This is a genomic window from Alistipes sp. UBA6068 (genome assembly GCF_949428155.1).
GTDB classification, from domain to species: domain Bacteria; phylum Bacteroidota; class Bacteroidia; order Bacteroidales; family Rikenellaceae; genus Alistipes; species Alistipes muris.
The window spans coordinates 34023-51502 of sequence record NZ_CASQFS010000001.1 but is presented as its reverse complement, the minus strand read 5'-3'; the positions used below and the strand labels follow the sequence as shown (position 1 = coordinate 51502).

The window sequence follows — 17480 nt, the reverse complement described above, 5'->3', positions numbered from 1 at the left end:
TACGAACGGAAGCCGGCCGCCGAAATTTTTCAGATTGGCGGAAAATTGCTAATTTTGCCTAAAATATCTCCGACGATGGAATCGAAACTGACGCTTTACAATACGCTCACGCGGCGCAAGGAGGAATTCGAGCCGCTGGTACCGGGGCGTGCGGGCATGTATGTGTGCGGCCCCACGGTCTACGGCGACCCCCACCTGGGCCATGCCCGCCCGGCCGTGACATTCGACCTGCTATTCCGCTATCTGAAAGCGGCAGGCTACAAAGTCCGCTACGTGCGCAACATCACGGACGTCGGCCACCTGGAACACGACGCCGACGAGGGCGAAGACAAAATCGCCAAGAAAGCGCGTCTGGAACAGCTCGAACCGATGGAAGTGGCCCACTACTACACCGAACGCTACCACCGGGCGATGGAAGCGCTCAACGTGGAAACGCCCTCCATCGAACCCCACGCATCGGGCCATATCATCGAACAGATAGCTTTCGTACAGCGCATCCTCGACGAGGGTTTCGCCTACGTATCGAACGGCTCGGTCTACTTCGACGTGGAGAAATACAACGCCAAGCACAACTATGGCCGCCTGTCGGGCCGCAACCTGGACGACATCGTGGCGAACACGCGCGAACTGGACGGCCAGAGCGACAAGCGCCACTCCTACGACTTCGCGCTGTGGAAAAAGGCCTCGCCCGAACACATCATGCGCTGGCCCTCGCCCTGGAGCGACGGATTCCCGGGCTGGCACATGGAATGCTCGGCCATGTCGACCCGCTACTTAGGCGAACGCTTCGACATCCACGGCGGCGGCATGGACCTGATGTTCCCCCACCACGAATGCGAAATCGCCCAGTCGACGGCCGCCCTGGGCCACGATTCGGCACGCTATTGGGTACACAACAACATGATTACCATCAACGGGCAGAAGATGGGCAAGTCGCTGGGCAACTTCATCACGCTGGAAGAACTCTTCACGGGCAATCACAAACTGCTGGCGCAGGCCTATTCGCCGATGACGATCCGCTTCTTCGTGCTGCAAGCCCACTACCGCTCGACGCTCGACTTCTCGAACGAAGCGCTGCAAGCCGCCGAAAAGGGGCTGGACCGCCTGATGAAAGGCATCGAAGCGCTGGCCAGAATCAAACCTGCGGCGACCTCGACGGTCGACCCGTCGGAACTGGAAAAACGCTGCCGCGCGGCGATGGACGACGATCTGAACTCGCCGATGGTCATCTCGGCCCTGTTCGACTGGGTACGGATCATCAACCAACTGGCCGACGGCGCGCAGACGATAACGGCACCCGACCTGGAGACGCTGACGGCGACGGTTCGCCGATACGCTTTCGACATCCTGGGGCTGAAAGACGAAAAAGCCGCCGGAACGGCCGCGGGCCGCGACTATGTGACGCCGCTGGTCGAGATGCTGCTGGCCGAACGCCTGCAAGCCCGGGCCGCCAAGGACTGGGCCGCCTCGGACCGCATCCGCGACGGACTTGCCGCAGCGGGAATCCGTGTCAAGGACCGCAAGGACGGCAGCGACTGGGAACTGGAATAAACGGGGCCCGATTATTCCAAATTAAAAATGAAGAATGAAAAATTAAAAATCGCCGTTGCCGCCGAAAAGTTCGCAGACAAAAGGAATCAAAAATCATTTTTAATTTTTCATTTTTAATTCTTAATTATCGAAAATTGACAGAACTCAAGTCGGCAGCTGCGGAATTAGGCACGGAACGCATCCGCAAACTGCTGCTGCAATACGCCGTTCCGGCGGTCATAGCGATGACCGCGTCGTCGCTCTACAACATGGTCGACAGCATCTTCATCGGCCAGATGGTAGGGCCGCTGGCCATTTCGGGGCTGGCGCTGACGTTCCCGCTGATGAACCTCGCCGCGGCGTTCGGCTCGCTGGTGGGCGTGGGCGCGGCGACGCTGATTTCGATGCGCTTAGGACAACGCGACTACGACACGGCCCGGCGTGTGCTGGGCAACGTGGTGGTGCTCAACGCCATCATCGGTGTGGCGTTCGCCGCCGTGGTGCTGGCATTCCTCGACCCGATTCTCTACTTCTTCGGCGGCAGCGAAGCGACGGTAGGCTACGCCCACGAATACATGACCATCATCCTGCTGGGCAATGTGGTGACCCACATGTACTTAGGGCTCAACGCCGTGCTCCGTGCCTCGGGCCACCCCCAGCAATCCATGTATGCGACCATCAACACCGTCATCATCAACACGGTGCTCGATGCGCTTTTCATCTACGGCTTCGGCTGGGGCATCCGCGGAGCCGCCATCGCCACGGTGCTGGCGCAGGTCGTGTCGCTCGCATGGCAGTTCCGCATCCTTTCGGACAAACGCGAACTGCTCCATTTCAGCCGCGGCATCTACCGGCTCAAGAAACGCATCGTGCGCGACATCATGGCCATCGGCATGTCGCCGTTTCTGATGAACCTCGCGGCGTGCTTCATCGTCATCCTTATAAACAAAGGGCTGCAACGCTACGGCGGCGACCTGATGATAGGCGCCTACGGCATCGTCAACCGCCTGGGATTCTTCTTCGTGATGATTGTCATGGGCGTCAACCAAGGCATGCAGCCCATCGCGGGCTACAACTTCGGCGCACGCCAATACGAACGGGTGCTGCGCGTACTGCGGCTGACGATCATGGGCGCCACGTGCATCACGACCACGGGATTTCTTATCGCCGAACTGGCGCCGGGAGCGGCCGCCTCGCTGTTCACGACCGACGAAGAACTGATCCGCCTTTCGGCCACGGGAATGCGGCTCGTATTCGCGTTCTTCCCCATCATCGGGTTCCAGATGGTCGCGACCAACTTTTTCCAAAGCATCGGCATGGCGGGCAAGGCGGTCTTCCTGTCGCTGTCGCGCCAACTGCTGTTCTTGGTGCCGGGCCTGCTGCTGCTGCCCGGATTCTTCGACGCGGCGACCCCGTGGAACGGGAGCTGGGGCGTCTGGTGCGCCATGCCGCTCTCGGACCTGCTGGCCGCCGTGGTCACGTTCTTCATGCTGACGGCCCAGCTGCGCAAGTTCCGGGCGATGATGGCACAACCTCAAAACGCAGAGTAAGATGGAACAACCGTTCGCAATCAATATCGGCCGGCAAATCGGCAGCGGCGGCAAATCGGTCGGCGAAGCGCTGGCCCGCCGCTTAGGAGTGAAACTCTACGACAAGGAACTCATCAACCTGGCGGCGCAGGAGAGCGGCCTTTGTCCCGAGATCTTCGAGCAGGCCGACGAAAAGCAATCGCACAACCGGCTGGCCACCCTGCTGGGCTACCTGCGGGCACCTTTCGCGGGCGACGGCGACACCACGGCCAACGTGCTGTCGGGCGATGCGCTGTTCAAGATACAGAGCGACGTCATCCGCGAAGTGGCGGCGCGCGAACCGGCCATCTTCGTAGGACGCTGCGCCGACTACATCCTGCGCGACCATCCGCGCTCGCTGAACATCTTCCTCACGGCCGACGACCCCGACCGAGTGGCCCGCATCTGCGGCCGCACGGGCTGCACCGAAGCCGAAGCACGCCAGACGATGGCCCACGGCGATGCGCGCCGGGCCGACTACTACAACTATTACAGCATGCGCACATGGGGTGCGGCCGCCACCTACGACCTGTGCGCCAACACCTCGGTGCTGGGCATCGAAGCAACGGCGGAACTGATACTGCGGTTCGCGGCCCGGAAACTCGACTTGAAAACGGACTTATGATACTTGCCGAACAGATAAAGGAACTCGGGACCCGCCGGGAGGTGCTGGAACGCTGCCTGGACATCGAACAGAAACGCATCGACCTGCGCAACGAAGAAGAGAAGACCCAGGAACCCGACTTCTGGAACGACCCGGCCGCGGCGCGCGAACAACTGCGCAAGGTAGCCGCCATCAAGGCGTGGGTCGAAGACTACGACGCGGTGCGCAAGGATGTCGAAGACCTCGAACTGATGCCCGACTTCGTGAAAGAGGGGGTGGTGAGCGAAGCGGAACTCGACGAACACTACGCCCGGACCCTGGAACGCATCGAACAGCTCGAAATGCGCAACATGCTGCGCCGCGATGAAGACAAGCTGGGCGCCATTCTCGACATCAACGCCGGGGCGGGCGGCACCGAAGCGCTCGACTGGGCGTCGATGCTCCTGCGCATGTACACCCGCTGGGGCGAAGCCCACGGCTACAAGGTCAAGGTACTCGACTATCAGGCGGGCGACGAAGTGGGCGTCAAGTCGTGCACGCTCGAATTCGAGGGCGAATACGCCTACGGCTATCTGAAGAGCGAAAACGGCGTGCACCGCATGGTGCGGCTGTCGCCGTTCAACGCCAACAACAAACGGCAGACGACCTTTGCGTCGGTCTTCGTGTCGCCGGCCGTGGACGACACCATCGAAATCACGGTCAACCCCTCCGACATCGAATGGGACACGTTCCGCTCGTCGGGCGCGGGCGGGCAGAACGTCAACAAAGTTGAGACGGCCGTGCGCCTGCGCTACCACGGCAAGGACCCCGACACGGGCGAACCGGTGGAATTCCTCATCGAAAACATGGAGACCCGCTCGCAGCTGATGAACCGCGAAAACGCCATGCGCATCCTGCGCTCGAAACTCTACCAACGCGAACTCGACAAACGCATGGCCACCCAGCAGGCGCTCGAAGCCTCGAAGAAGAAAATCGAATGGGGCTCGCAAATCCGCTCCTACGTCTTCGACGACCGCCGGGTGAAAGACCACCGCACGGGCTGCCAGACCTCGGCCGTGGAAGCGGTCATGGACGGCGAACTGGACGCCTTCATCAAAGCCTACCTGATGGAATTCGGGGCACAGGCCTAACCTGCAAACACCAAACGACCATGTATAAATTCATCCCCATCCTCAAATCGCCCCTCTGGGGCGGCGAAAAAATCGCCACCTACAAACAGATTGCCACCGACCGCAAGCAAATCGGCGAAAGCTGGGAACTCTCGGGCGTCGAAGGCGACGTCTCGGTGGTGGCCGAAGGTCCGGACGCCGGAAAGACGCTGACCGAACTGCTCGCACGCGACAAGGAACGACTGCTGGGAAACCGCAACTACGAACGCTTCGGCACCGAATTCCCGCTGCTTATCAAGTTCATCGACGCACGCGAGGACCTCTCGATCCAGGTACACCCCGACGACCGGCTGGCATGGGAACGCCACCGCTCGAAAGGCAAGACCGAAATGTGGTATGTGGTGGCGGCCGACGAAGGGGCGCACCTGCGCTCGGGATTCACGCGCCAGGTAACCCCGGCCGAATACGAAAAGAGCGTGGCCGACGACACCATCACCGACCTGCTGACCGACCACGAAGTACACCCCGGCGACGTCTTTTTCCTCCCGGCGGGCCGCATCCACTCCATCGGCGCGGGGTCGTTCATCGCCGAAATCCAGCAGACCTCCAACATCACCTACCGCATCTACGACTTCAACCGCCGCGATGCGAACGGCAATCTGCGCGAACTGCACACCGAACAGGCCAAAGGAGCGATAGACTACTCGGTGGAGGCCGACTACCGCACGCGCTACGAAGCGGTCAAGGACCGACCCGTCGAACTGGTCGCCTGCCCCTACTTCACCACGACGCTCTACGACCTGACCCGCCCCTGCGAAATCGACCTCGCGGCGACCGATTCGTTCCTCGTGGTCATGTGCATCGAGGGCTCCGGTACGCTCACCGACGACCAAGGCTCCGCCATGCCCCTCCGCCAGGGCGAAACCGTTCTCGTGCCTGCTTCGGCCAAGTCGCTGTCCGTCAGTCCCCAAAGCAGCATCAAATTGTTGACCAGCAGGATCGACTAACTAAAAAAGAAATTCCGGAAAATCCACCAAAGGACAATCAAAACGACATACGTCCGGACGACGTAAGGGTGCTGGACGAAACGCAGCCACCCCTGCCCGGGCGGGCGGAAAGTCGTATAGGCGACGAGACAAAGATACGGCAGGGAGACCACGAGAAAAGGGTTGCAGCCCCAGGCCTCGGCCCAACGCCCGTGCAGCACGGCATGGAACGCCCGCTGAGTACCGCATGCCGGACAATCCAACCCGGTGAGCAACCGGAACGGACACTTGGGCATCCAGACCGAACCTGCCGGGTCGACGAAGTAATAGGCGGCCGCAAGCCCTGCAAGGAGCCCTACGACCGCCCATTTGCTGAACGGACCGGAATGACGCAAACCGGACACGGGAACGGCTACAACTGACTGCCTACCACCGCCAACCCGGCTACGCCGGCAATCAGCAGAAAATAAAGCACGACAACCACAACCGAGACGATGACGCTGACCCAGCACCATTTGCGGGCGTCGGCGGCCGCCTGCACGGCCTCGTCGTATCGTCCGGCGGCCCAAAAGCTGTCGACCTGCGTAGACTTGATGATAGCCACGATGCCGAACGGCAGGCAGCACAAAACGGTAGCCAAAATGGCCCACACCAGATTGTTATCCGGTTTCTGCATGTTTGTTTCCATGATATTGCGATTTTTGAATTCGGATTCTGCCAACAAAGATAACACAAAATTCATTTGGTACTGCATCGGCCTGCGCTATCTTTACAGAAAACGGGGGGGGGCAGTTTAGGCAGGCTACGGCTCGGCAATGCTCAAATAAATTTGGCATTGCGCTCGCCTTGCACTTTACCTGCGCTGCGCTTGGTTTAGGTAGGCGGCGGCTCGGGAAAATGCAAACTTCGTTTGCTTTTCCTCTCGCCTTGCACTACCTTTGTAAAAAGAATCAACCGCCCCCAACCATGTCCGCACCCTTAGCCGAACGCCTGCGACCCCGCACCATCGAAGAATATATCGGGCAGGAACACCTTGTGGGCAAGAACGGCGTATTCCGCAAATTCTTCGAGACGGGCAACGTACCGTCGTTCATCCTGTGGGGCCCGCCGGGCGTAGGAAAGACCACCCTTGCCAAAATCGTCGCGACACAACTGGAACGGCCGTTCTTCACCCTTTCGGCTGTGACGTCGGGGGTGAAGGAAGTACGCGAGGTCATCGAATCGGCCCGCAAACAACAGTTTTTCGACCGCAAGCCACCGTTTCTTTTCATCGACGAAATCCACCGCTTCAACAAATCGCAGCAGGATTCGCTACTGGGCGCCGTTGAACAAGGCGTAGTCACCCTTATCGGCGCCACAACCGAAAACCCCTCGTTCGAGGTTATCTCGCCGCTGCTGAGTCGCTGCCAGGTCTACATTCTGAAATCGCTGGAAGACAAGGATCTGCAAACGCTCCTCGACCGGGCGCTCCAAACCGACACCGAACTCAAGGAACGCAAAATCGAAGTCAAGGAAACCGCAGCCCTGTTCCGGTTCTCGGGCGGCGATGCCCGCAAACTGCTCAACATCCTCGACATCGTAGTAGGAGCCACCGACGGCGAGGTAACCATCACGGACCAATACGTCACCGATTGTCTCCAGCAGAACATCGCTCTCTACGACAAGAACGGCGAACAGCACTACGACGTCATTTCAGCCTTCATCAAATCGGTGCGCGGGAGCGACCCCAACGCCGCCATCTACTACCTCGCGCGGATGCTGGCCGGGGGCGAAGAACCGCGTTTCATCGCCCGGCGGCTGGTCATTCTGGCGTCGGAGGACATCGGGCTGGCCAACCCCAACGCCCTGCTGCTGGCCAACGCCTGCTTCGACACGGTGCACAAAATCGGAATGCCCGAAGCCCGCATCACGCTGGCTGAAACGACCATCTACTTAGCGACCTCGCCCAAGAGCAATTCGGCCTACATGGCTATCAACAAGGCCCTTGCGCAGGTCGAACACGACACGACCAACCGCCCCGTACCGCTCCACCTGCGCAACGCTTCCACCAAACTGATGAGCGGCGCAGGCTACGGCAGGGGCTACAAATACGCCCACGATTTCGAGGGCCATTTCGCCGAACTGGAATTCCTGCCCGAGGGACTTTCGGGCACGAAATTCTACGAACCCGACCCGCAGAACGCCGCCGAAGCCAAAATCGCCGAACGCATGGCGCAGCTCTGGAAAGACAAATACAAATAACCGAACCTCAAAACTTAACGACCATGAAGAAACTTCTTGCCCTATCGCTCGCCGCAGCCATGCTGCTGGCCGCCGGAACCGTCTCCGCACAGGAAAAACCCGCCCCTGCCCCCAAAGACAAAGGCTGGTGGGTCGGCGGGCAAATCGGTTATTGGTACGACGCCGGAGAAAACACTTATGCCATAGCACCTGAAGCAGGCTACGACTTCAATAGCCGATGGGCCGTAGGCGCCTCCGTAGGTTTCGCAGGTCTGGATGATGTCATAGTATTTGAACTTGCACCTTATGCGCGTTGGAAATACTACACCACCGGGCGACTGACGCTTTTTCTCGATGGAGGGCTGAGCGTAGCTTGCGGAGACATGACCGGATTCCGGATAGGATTCCAGCCCGGACTGAGCATAAGAATCAACGACCGTTTCAGATTCTTGGCCCATGCAGGATTCTTAGGCTACTGCAATGAATTCTACAACGGCGGCTGGGGAGACGGTTTCGGACTGAAATTCTCGTCGTCCGACCTCAAGTTCGGCTTCTACTACACGTTCTGACCCGGATGAAACGCATCGGCATCATCTCCGACACCCACGGCACGTTCGACGACAAACTGCGGGAATTCCTGCGCGACGTCGACGAAATCTGGCATGCGGGCGACATCGGGTCGCTCGCGCTGGCCGACGAAATCGCCGCATTCAAACCCCTGCGCGCCGTGTCGGGCAATATAGACGGCGGGCTGACCCGCCGCGTCTATCCCGATTTCGCCGCTTTCCGCTGCGAGGAGGTGGAGGTGCTGATGACCCATATAGGCGGCTATCCGCGTCACTACGACCCCCGCGCCGTCGCCCGCATCCAGACCGTGCGGCCCAAGCTCTTCATCGCAGGCCATTCGCACATCCTCAAAGTCATGTACGACCCGGTCTATCAGCTGCTCGCCGTCAATCCCGGTGCCGCCGGAGAGTTCGGGTTCCACCGCGTCCGCACCGCCGTCCGGCTCACCGTCGACGGGGCCGACATGCGCGACATGGAGGTCGGCGAATGGCCCCGCCGCAGCTGAGAATTCATCCGCAAAAAAACACTCACAAATGATAATGATTGGCCAACGCCCGGGCAGATACGCCCTGCTATTGTCGACAGGAATCTTGCTCTGCCTGTTTTGCAGTTGCACGGCTCGGGCGGCAGAAATCCGGATGCCGTCGGGTACTCCGCACATGATCTGCGACACGCTTGCCGCCACGGAAAAACCGAAGATACCGCCCGCGTGGGACGAAAGCGAAGAATCGAAAGAAGACGAACTCTATCTGATGGCTGAGACGATGCCGAAGTTCCAGGGTGGCGGCATCAACAAGTTCCGCACATGGATTTTCCAGCACATGAAATATCCCCAAGCAGCCTTGAAACGAGGAATCAGCGGATCGGTTTTGGTAAGTTTCGTGGTAACGAAAAACGGTTCGATGACCCAAATCGAAGTGCTGTCGAGCCCCCACGACCTGCTGACGCACGAAGTAATTCGGGTACTGAGCCATATTCCGCCCGGAAGCTGGACACCCGGAGTTCAAGAGGGGCGGAAAGTAAACATCAAATATACGCTGCCGCTCAATTTCCGGCTGTAAGGACAAGCCCCCGCATTGTTTCGAGCAATGCGGGGCTATATTCATGCCGGAATCCGGCGGAAGACTACCTGCGCTCGGCGATAAGCTGCTTGATACGGTTCGCCAATCCGGTATTGTCCATCAGCCCGCGGATGCGGTCGGCACCCGTGCCGTAGAGGTAGACGGGGACCATCGACGCCGAATGCCCGCCTGTGGAGAATTCGACCATCACGCCCGAATCGGGCAGCGTGAAATCCGATTCACCGCTGGGAAGCGTCAGCCCGCCCGTCTCGTGGTCGGCCGTGACGACGACCAGCGTACCGGGATGGCTGTCGGCAAAGTCCATCGCCGCAGCGACCGCCCGCTCGAAATCGCACATCTCGTTGAACAAACGGATAGCGTCGTGGCCGTGGCAGGCCATGTCGATTTGCGACCCCTCGACCATCAAGAAGAAACCCTCGTCGTTGTCGGCCGAAAGCAGTTCGAGCGCCTTGCGGGTAGCCTGCGGCAGGTAGTCGCCGCGCTCGGCAATGGCGGGCAGATGCTTGTCGGCCACAGCAGCCACGACAGGCAACCCCGACAAGGTATCTATCTGCTCCGGCTCCAGCACGACACGGTAGCCCAGGGCCCGGAATTCGTCGAGACGCGAACCTCCCTCGGGCAGCTGCTCGGAAAGGGCCTTGCGGCCGCCGCCCATCAACAGGTCGATGCCGCTGGCAGTCATATCGGCCGTAATGGCCGCCACGTTGTCGCGGTCGGCGACATGGGCATAGAACGCGGCGGGCGTCGCATGGTAGAGGTGGCTGGTGACGACCAGTCCGGTCCGCATACCCTGCTGCCGGGCGCACTCGGCGATGGGAACCAGCCGCCGCCCGGCCGTATCGAGCCCCAGCCAGGCATTGTTGGTCTTGCAGCCGCTGCTGAGCGCCGTACCCGCAGCCGCCGAATCGGTCACACGGTTGTTGGCCGACCGCGTGGCAATCAAGGCGACGCCCTGCGCACGGTCGAACGCCGTAGGCTCGTAATCCCTGGCGATCTGCAACAACGAAACCTGCGCCAACCCCATGCCGTCGCCGATCATGTAGATGATGCTGCGCACTTCGGGCTCCCGGTCGGAAAAACAACTGCACGCCGCCGCAAACGACGCGCACAATACGAGGAGGAATTTTTTCATGACTGCGAAATAAGATTGCAAAGACAAAGTTAGCAGGATTCTGCGAACTTTTCAGTATATTTACCGAAATTTCAAACCCGCAGAAGATGGACGTGAAAATCGCCGCCGACTGGAAAGAACTGCTGGCACCCGAATTCGAGAAACCCTATTTCCGCGAACTGACCGACTTCGTACGGCAGGAATACGCCCTGCGCCGCATCTACCCGCGCGGCAGCAACATCTTCCGGGCGTTCGACAAATGCCCGTTCGAGCGGCTCAAGGTGGTCATCATCGGGCAGGACCCCTACCACGGCCCCGGGCAGGCCAACGGGCTCTGCTTCTCGGTAGGCGACGGAGTGCCCTTTCCGCCCTCGCTGCAAAATATCTTCCAAGAGGTACACGACGACACGGGAACCCCCGTACCCCCGACAGGCAACCTCGACCGCTGGGCCGAACAGGGCGTCCTGCTGCTCAACGCCGTACTGACGGTGCGGGCCCACGAAGCGGCCTCGCACGCAGGCCACGGCTGGGAGACCTTTACGGATGCGGTGGTACGGGCCATCAACGAACGCAAGGAAGGAATCGTCTACATGCTTTGGGGCAGCTACGCCCAACGCAAGGGCGCCATTGCCGACCCGGCCCGAAACTGCATTCTCAAGGCCGTGCACCCCTCGCCGCTCTCGGTCTACCGCGGATTCTTCGGCTGCCGCCACTTCTCGCGCGCCAATGAATACCTCCGCTCGGTAGGAAAGGAACCTATCGTGTGGTAGGCATCCCGTTTTAGATTCTTCGCTAACGCTCAGAATGACAGCCGACACAAGGCTGACGCGAACAAAAATCCCGGACCTCAACGGCCCGGGATTTTACTATCCGGAATATCGGCGGCACCCAGAAATGTTGCCGCCGAAACCCAATCTTCCAACCCCGGCGGCACTAAAAAGACGCTGCCGCCGAAGAACTATCTTCCAACCCCGGCGGCACTAAAAAGACGCTGCCGCCGAAGAGCTATTTCTTCTTCAACAAATTCTTGACTTCGGCGGCGACGGTTTCACCGTTGAACCCGAACTTCTCGTCGAGCACCTTGTAAGGCGCCGAGAAACCGAAGTGGTCGAGCCCATGGATGAACCCGGAATCGCCGACCAGACCAAGCAGGTTGACGGGCAGGCCGGAAGTCAGACCATAACGCACGATACCTGCGGGCAACACACTTTCTTGGTAAGACTTGGGCTGGTCGCGGAAAAGACCCTCCGACGGCACGTTGACCACGCGGACGGCGATGCCCTCCCTGGCCAGCAGCTCGGCGCCCTCGACGAGCGTAGCGACCTCCGAACCGGTAGCCACCAACACGGCGGCAGGTTTGGCGGCGTCCATGACCACGTAACCGCCCTTGGAAACCTGCGCGGCTTCCTCGCGGCGGGTCTTGCTGCTGAGCGTCGGCAGATTCTTGATATTCTGCCGCGAAAGCACCAACGCCACGGGGCGGTGCTCCTCGATGGCGGTCTTCCACGCCATCAGCGTCTCCTCGCCGTCGGCGGGACGCAGAACGACCATCGAACGCTCGCCGTGGTGGTTCTTGAGATGCTCCATCAAGCGAATCTGCGCTTCGTGCTCGATGGGCTGGTGCGTAGGACCGTCCTCGCCGACGCGGAACGAATCGTGGGTCCAGATATAGACGACGTGCAGGCGCATCAACGCCGCCAGACGCACGGCAGGTTTCATGTAGTCGGAGAAGACGAAGAACGTTCCGCAAGCGGGGATGACACCGCCGTGCAGCGCCATACCGTTCATCACGCAAGCCATCGTCAGCTCCGAGACACCTGCCTGGAAGAACTTGCCCGAGAAATCGCCCTTGGTGAAAGCCTTGGTCTTCTTAAGGAAACCGTCGGTCTTGTCCGAATTGGAGAGGTCGGCCGAAGCGACGATCATGTTCTCGACTTTCTCGCCATAGAGGCTCAGCACGGTCGCCGAAGCGGCACGCGTAGCGACGTCGGCTTTCATGTCGACCGCCTTGTAGTCGATTTCGGGCAACTCGCCCTTGAGGAACTTATCGAGCTTGTGCGCCAGCTCCTTGTGCGACTGACGCCACGACTTTTCGACCTTGGCCTGCTCGGCGGCCCATGTCTTGAGCGCTTCGCGGCGGGCGCCGAACACCTCGCGGCTCTCCTCGAAGAACGCGAACGGCTGCTCGGGGTCGCCGCCGAGGTTGCGGATGGTGGCGGCCAGATCGGCTCCGGCGGCCGACAGCGGCTGGCCGTGGGTCGAAACCTTGTCCTCGTAGCACGACCCGTCGGCGGCCACAGCCCCCTTGCCCATCGTCGTGCGGCCGATGATGAGCGTCGGCCGCTCGGTCTCGGAATGGGCCACGACGAGCGCTTCGCGCAGCTTGTCGATGTCATGCCCGTCGACCGTCAGCACGTTCCAACCCCAAGCCTCGTACTTCTGGGCGACGTTCTCGGTGTCGACCTCCTCGACCTTGGTCGAGAGCTGGATGTTGTTGGAATCGTAGTACATGATGAAATTCGCGAGCCCCAGGTGCCCGGCGATGCGGCCCACCCCCTGCGAAATTTCCTCCTCGACACCGCCGTCGGAGATATAGGCGTAGGTCTTGTGGGCCATCCACTCGCCGAAACGGGCCACCATGAAGCGCTCGGCAATGGCAGCGCCCAACGCCATGGCATGCCCCTGCCCCAACGGGCCGGAGGTATTTTCCACTCCGCGCATCACATCCACCTCGGGGTGGCCGGGGGTCACGCTGCCCCACTGCCGCAGCGACTGCAGGTCCTCGGCCGAATAATGCCCGGCCAGGGCCAGCGTCGAATAGAGCATCGGCGACATGTGGCCCGGGTCGAGAAAGAACCGGTCGCGGTAGGGGTAGGCCATGTTGTCGGGGTCGTAGCGCAGGAACTCGGTGAAGAGCACGGCCACGAAATCGGCACCGCCCATGGCACCGCCCGGGTGCCCCGACTTGGCTTTCTCGACCATGGCGGCCGACAGAACACGGATGTTGTCGGCGACACGCGTAAGTTTGGAATTCGTAGACATAGGTATTATTGCTGTTAGATATTTTTCCGCTAACAAAGATAACGCAAATCGGATGCAGTACCAAATTTATTTGAGCCTGCCGGGGTTTGTGAAGGCAATAAATCCGCGGCTATCCCACCTGTTTGAGCGGGCAGATATTCGCCTGCTCGATTTTTTGCGTCGCGTAGGGGCGTGTGACCGTGAAGCGCGACTGGTCGCCCGAAGGCAGGTCGAACATGGCGTCCATCATGACCGCTTCGCAAATCGAGCGCAGGCCGCGGGCTCCGAGCTTGAATTCCACAGCCTTGTCGACGATGTAGCCCAGTGCCTCGTCGTCGAACTTCAGCTTCACGCCGTCCAGCTCGAAGAGCCGCTCGTACTGCTTGACGATGGCGTTCTTGGGCTCGGTCAGAATCCGGCGCAGGGCCTCGCGGTCGAGCGGCTGCATGTAGGTCAGCACCGGCAGACGCCCCACCAGTTCGGGAATGAGCCCGAACGACTTGAGGTCCTGCGGCGTGACGTACTGCATCAGGTTGCTGCGGTCGATGCGCGAACTTTCGCTGCGGCCGTAGCCCACGGCCCGGGTGTTGAGCCGCTGGGCGATCTTGCGTTCGATGCCGTCGAACGCCCCGCCGCAGATGAAGAGGATGTTGCGCGTGTTGACCTGGATGAATTTCTGGTCGGGGTGCTTGCGCCCGCCCTGCGGCGGCACGTTGACCACAGTCCCCTCCAGGAGCTTGAGCAGCGCCTGCTGCACGCCCTCGCCCGAAACGTCGCGCGTGATGGAGGGGTTGTCGCCCTTGCGGGCTATCTTGTCGATTTCGTCGATGAAGACGATGCCCCGCTCGGCCAGCTCCACATTGTAGTCGGCTACCTGCAACAGCCGCGAGAGGATGCTCTCGACGTCCTCGCCGACATACCCGGCCTCGGTGAGCACCGTAGCGTCGACGATGGTGAAAGGCACTTTCAGCAGCCGGGCGATGGTCCGGGCCATGAGGGTCTTGCCCGTACCCGTAGGACCTACGAGCACGACATTCGACTTGTCGATTTCGACCTCGTTCTCCTTGGAGGGGAACAAAAGGCGCTTATAATGGTTGTAGACCGCCACCGAAAGGTAACGCTTGGCGGCGTCCTGCCCGATGACGTACTGGTCGAGGAAATCCTTGATTTGCGCAGGCTTCAGCAGGTCCTCCCTGCGGAACGGAGCCGCCGCACCCTGGTGCCGCTCGGCGAAAAGGTTGTTGTCCTCCAGAATCTTGTAGCCGTTCTCGATGCACTTGTTGCAGATGTTGGCACCGTCGGAGCCCTGGAACATCAGCTCCACGTCGTCGCGCCGCGCGCCGCAGAACGAGCAGCAGTCGTTGGGGTTATCGCCGCCGTGGCGGCCGTTGTGTCGGTTTTGCGTCATTGTTTTTCACGTTTGGAGAGCACTTCGTCGATGAGCCCGTAGTCGCGGGCTTCGCGGGCCGAAAGCCAGTAGTCGCGGTCGGCGTCGCGCTCGATTTTCTTGACCGAGACGCCCGAATGGGCCGCAAGAATCTCGTACAGCTCGCGCTTGGTCTTCATGATTTCGCGCGCCGTGATCTCGATGTCGGAGGCCTGCCCCTGCGCCCCGCCCAGCGGCTGGTGGATCATCACCCGCGAATGGGGCAGCGCCGAACGCTTGCCGGGAGCCCCGGCCGTGAGCAGCACGGCGCCCATCGAAGCGGCGAGCCCGGTGCAGATGGTCGCCACGTCGGACGCCACGAGCTGCATGGTATCGTAGATGCCCAGCCCCGCCGAGACCGACCCGCCGGGCGAATTGATATAAATCTGAATGTCTTTCTCGGGGTCGACCGACTCCAGAAAGAGCAGCTGCGCCTGGATGATGTTGGCGGCATCGTCGTAGATGGGGGCGCCGAGGAAGATGATGCGGTCCATCATCAACCGCGAAAAGACGTCCATCGTAGCGATGTTCAGCTGGCGCTCCTCGATGATGGTAGGCGACACATAAGCCTCGCAGACGGACTGGTAGTCATGAAGTTTCAGCGAACTGATGCCGCACTTCCCGCGGGCGTATTTCTCGAATTCGGACATAATGCTTGGATATACGGTTCACACTCAAAAAAAGGACTTTGCAAACATCACGCCTGCAAAGTCCGAAGATGGGTTTTTCCTGCGAAAAACTAAATCTCCTTTGCCAATTTGGCGAAATCGTCGGCAGAAACGGCCTTTTCCGTCACCTTGACTTTGCCCTTGACGGCTTCGACGACCTTCGTCTCGAACAGCTTCTCGTAGATTTTCTGTCCCTGGTCCTTGTCGGCGAGAATCTTTTCGGCGTAGCCGGCCAGCATGTCGTCCGGCGCCGAGGGCATGCCGTACTGGGCGAACTGCGCGGCGGCCAGCGCCTTGGCTTCGGCCACGGCCTCTTCCTTCGACACGGCGATTTTCTCCGTCTGGATGAAGTGCTTCTGGAGGTAGTTCCACGTGAACATCTTCAGGAACTGGTCGAAGTCCTTGCCGATTTCCTCCATCGTGAACTTGCCCTCGTTGATGGTGTAGAGCCAGCGCTTGAGGAACTCCTCGGGCATCTTCAGCCCGGCTTTCTTAATCAGATAGTCGCGCAGCTGAAGCGTGAACAGGTAGTCGCTTTCGCGGGCGAGCTCCTTGGCGATTTCTTCATCCACGAACTTGTCCAGCCCGGCTTCGTCGGCCACGTTGCCGCCCGGGAAAGCCATCTTGAAGAACTCTTCGTTCAGCTCCGGCTCGGCGAACTTGCGGATTTTGGTGATTTCGAGCGAGAATTCGGGTTTGATGCCCTCCAGCTCGTCCTGCTTGACCTGAAGTACGGCGGCACGCTGCGACGGGTTCTTGTAGAGTTCGTTGATGTTGACCTCCATCTTGTCGCCCACCTTCTTGCCGATGAAAGGCTTGCGCTCCTCCTCCGACATCGAGATAAGCCCCACGTAGGCATCGGCCACGTTCATGTCGCCGTTGTCGAGCGTCACGCCCAGCGCTTCGTCGGCGGTCACCTTCTCGGTGTCGACCAGGCGGCCGAAGCGGCGCAGGAAGTTCGAGCGGTAGTCGTCGTGCATCTTCTTGTCGACCTTGATGCGGTTGTAGGTCACCTTGTCCTTGTCGGTCAGGTCGAGCTTGATTTCGGGAGCTTCGCCGAACTCGAAGACGAACTCGAATTCCTTGCCGTTCTCGAAGTCGAAACCGCCCTGCTCGTCCGACGGGATGACGTCGCCCAGGTAGTCGATCTTCTCTTTCTGGAGGTAGTCGAAAGCGGCGTTCGACGCCATGCGGTACGACTGCTCGGCCACTACGCCCTTGCCGTACATCTTCTTGACGATTCCCATGGGCACCATGCCGGGACGGAAGCCCGGAATGTTGGCCTTGCGGCGGTAGTCGCGCAGCGCCTTCTCCACTTCCTGGGCGTAGTCGGTTTCGCCGACCTTGATGCGGAGCAGCGAGCTGCCCCCGTCGCGTTGTTCTCTTACGATCTTCATAGTCAGGTTATTGTATCTATTTTTCTTTCGTTTCTTCCTCGCAATCGGGGCCAAAGATACTAAAAGCCGAGCGGAAAAGCAAACTTGTTTGCATTTTCCCGAGGCGCACTGTCTCGGCAAAGCCAATGTACCAAAAGCCAAGCAAAAGCGAACTTGTCCGCATTTTCCCATGGCAACGTACCTAATCTTAA

17 protein-coding genes are annotated in these 17480 nt (G+C 60.2%); 10 read left to right on the top strand and 7 right to left on the bottom strand.

Annotated features, from left to right (window positions below; translation table 11 throughout):
- Positions 1-75: 75 nt before the first annotated feature.
- The 5 genes from cysS (at position 76) to QVG21_RS00205 (ending at position 5818) form a co-directional block, all read left to right on the top strand.
- Complete coding sequence (gene cysS / locus QVG21_RS00225) at positions 76-1551, top strand: cysteine--tRNA ligase (RefSeq protein ID WP_287920927.1); 1476 nt, start codon at positions 76-78, stop codon at positions 1549-1551.
- Between the two features lie 134 nt (positions 1552-1685).
- Positions 1686-3080, top strand: coding sequence for an MATE family efflux transporter (locus QVG21_RS00220; RefSeq protein WP_287920924.1), 1395 nt, complete (start codon positions 1686-1688; stop codon positions 3078-3080).
- Between the two features lies 1 nt (position 3081).
- Complete coding sequence (locus QVG21_RS00215; protein WP_287920921.1) at positions 3082-3723, top strand: cytidylate kinase-like family protein; 642 nt, start codon at positions 3082-3084, stop codon at positions 3721-3723.
- Positions 3720-4832, top strand: coding sequence for a peptide chain release factor 2 (gene prfB, locus QVG21_RS00210; RefSeq protein ID WP_251214353.1), 1113 nt, complete (start codon positions 3720-3722; stop codon positions 4830-4832). Before QVG21_RS00215 ends, prfB begins: the two co-directional genes overlap by 4 nt.
- A 20-nt stretch (positions 4833-4852) precedes the next feature.
- Positions 4853-5818, top strand: a complete 966-nt coding sequence (locus QVG21_RS00205; protein ID WP_287920917.1) for a type I phosphomannose isomerase catalytic subunit — start codon at positions 4853-4855, stop codon at positions 5816-5818.
- On the opposite strand, the gene QVG21_RS00200 is transcribed toward QVG21_RS00205, so the two are convergent.
- On the bottom strand, positions 5815-6192 hold the full coding sequence (locus QVG21_RS00200) for a DUF2752 domain-containing protein (protein ID WP_287920914.1): 378 nt from the start codon (positions 6190-6192) through the stop codon (positions 5815-5817). The genes QVG21_RS00205 and QVG21_RS00200 overlap by 4 nt on opposite strands.
- 17 nt (positions 6193-6209) lie before the next feature.
- The gene (locus QVG21_RS00195) at positions 6210-6485 is read right to left on the bottom strand and encodes a CD225/dispanin family protein (protein WP_287920912.1); all 276 of its coding nucleotides are present in this window, start codon (positions 6483-6485) and stop codon (positions 6210-6212) included.
- 278 nt (positions 6486-6763) lie between these two features.
- Here QVG21_RS00195 and QVG21_RS00190 point away from each other — a divergent pair, with 278 nt between their 5' ends.
- The 4 genes from QVG21_RS00190 to QVG21_RS00175 all read left to right on the top strand — a co-directional run bounded on the left by QVG21_RS00190 (position 6764) and on the right by QVG21_RS00175 (position 9645).
- On the top strand, positions 6764-8038 hold the full coding sequence (locus QVG21_RS00190) for a replication-associated recombination protein A (protein ID WP_287920909.1): 1275 nt from the start codon (positions 6764-6766) through the stop codon (positions 8036-8038).
- Positions 8039-8061: 23 nt separating this feature from the next.
- Positions 8062-8586 carry a putative outer membrane beta-barrel protein gene (locus QVG21_RS00185; protein ID WP_251214348.1) on the top strand — a complete coding sequence of 175 codons (525 nt, stop codon included), beginning with the start codon at positions 8062-8064 and terminating at the stop codon, positions 8584-8586.
- 5 nt (positions 8587-8591) lie between these two features.
- Positions 8592-9089, top strand: a complete 498-nt coding sequence (locus QVG21_RS00180) for a metallophosphoesterase family protein (RefSeq protein ID WP_287920906.1) — start codon at positions 8592-8594, stop codon at positions 9087-9089.
- Between the two features lie 133 nt (positions 9090-9222).
- The gene (locus QVG21_RS00175; protein WP_287920904.1) at positions 9223-9645 is read left to right on the top strand and encodes an energy transducer TonB; all 423 of its coding nucleotides are present in this window, start codon (positions 9223-9225) and stop codon (positions 9643-9645) included.
- Positions 9646-9709: 64 nt separating this feature from the next.
- On the opposite strand, the gene QVG21_RS00170 is transcribed toward QVG21_RS00175, so the two are convergent.
- Positions 9710-10798, bottom strand: a complete 1089-nt coding sequence (locus QVG21_RS00170; protein WP_287920902.1) for an alkaline phosphatase — start codon at positions 10796-10798, stop codon at positions 9710-9712.
- 86 nt (positions 10799-10884) lie between these two features.
- Between QVG21_RS00170 and ung the strand changes: the two genes are divergently transcribed.
- The gene (gene ung / locus QVG21_RS00165) at positions 10885-11547 is read left to right on the top strand and encodes a uracil-DNA glycosylase (protein WP_287920900.1); all 663 of its coding nucleotides are present in this window, start codon (positions 10885-10887) and stop codon (positions 11545-11547) included.
- Between the two features lie 235 nt (positions 11548-11782).
- On the opposite strand, the gene QVG21_RS00160 is transcribed toward ung, so the two are convergent.
- From QVG21_RS00160 to QVG21_RS00145, 4 genes are all read right to left on the bottom strand, one after another.
- A complete protein-coding gene (locus QVG21_RS00160) occupies positions 11783-13819 on the bottom strand; it encodes a transketolase family protein (RefSeq protein ID WP_287920897.1) in 2037 nt (678 codons plus the stop codon).
- A 109-nt stretch (positions 13820-13928) separates the two neighbouring features.
- On the bottom strand, positions 13929-15206 hold the full coding sequence (gene clpX, locus QVG21_RS00155) for an ATP-dependent Clp protease ATP-binding subunit ClpX (RefSeq protein WP_275556998.1): 1278 nt from the start codon (positions 15204-15206) through the stop codon (positions 13929-13931).
- Positions 15203-15874, bottom strand: a complete 672-nt coding sequence (gene clpP, locus QVG21_RS00150) for an ATP-dependent Clp endopeptidase proteolytic subunit ClpP (RefSeq protein ID WP_251214342.1) — start codon at positions 15872-15874, stop codon at positions 15203-15205. The genes clpX and clpP overlap by 4 nt, the downstream gene beginning before the upstream one ends.
- Before the next feature lie 89 nt (positions 15875-15963).
- A complete protein-coding gene (locus QVG21_RS00145) occupies positions 15964-17289 on the bottom strand; it encodes a trigger factor (RefSeq protein ID WP_251214341.1) in 1326 nt (441 codons plus the stop codon).
- Positions 17290-17480 lie beyond the last annotated feature (191 nt).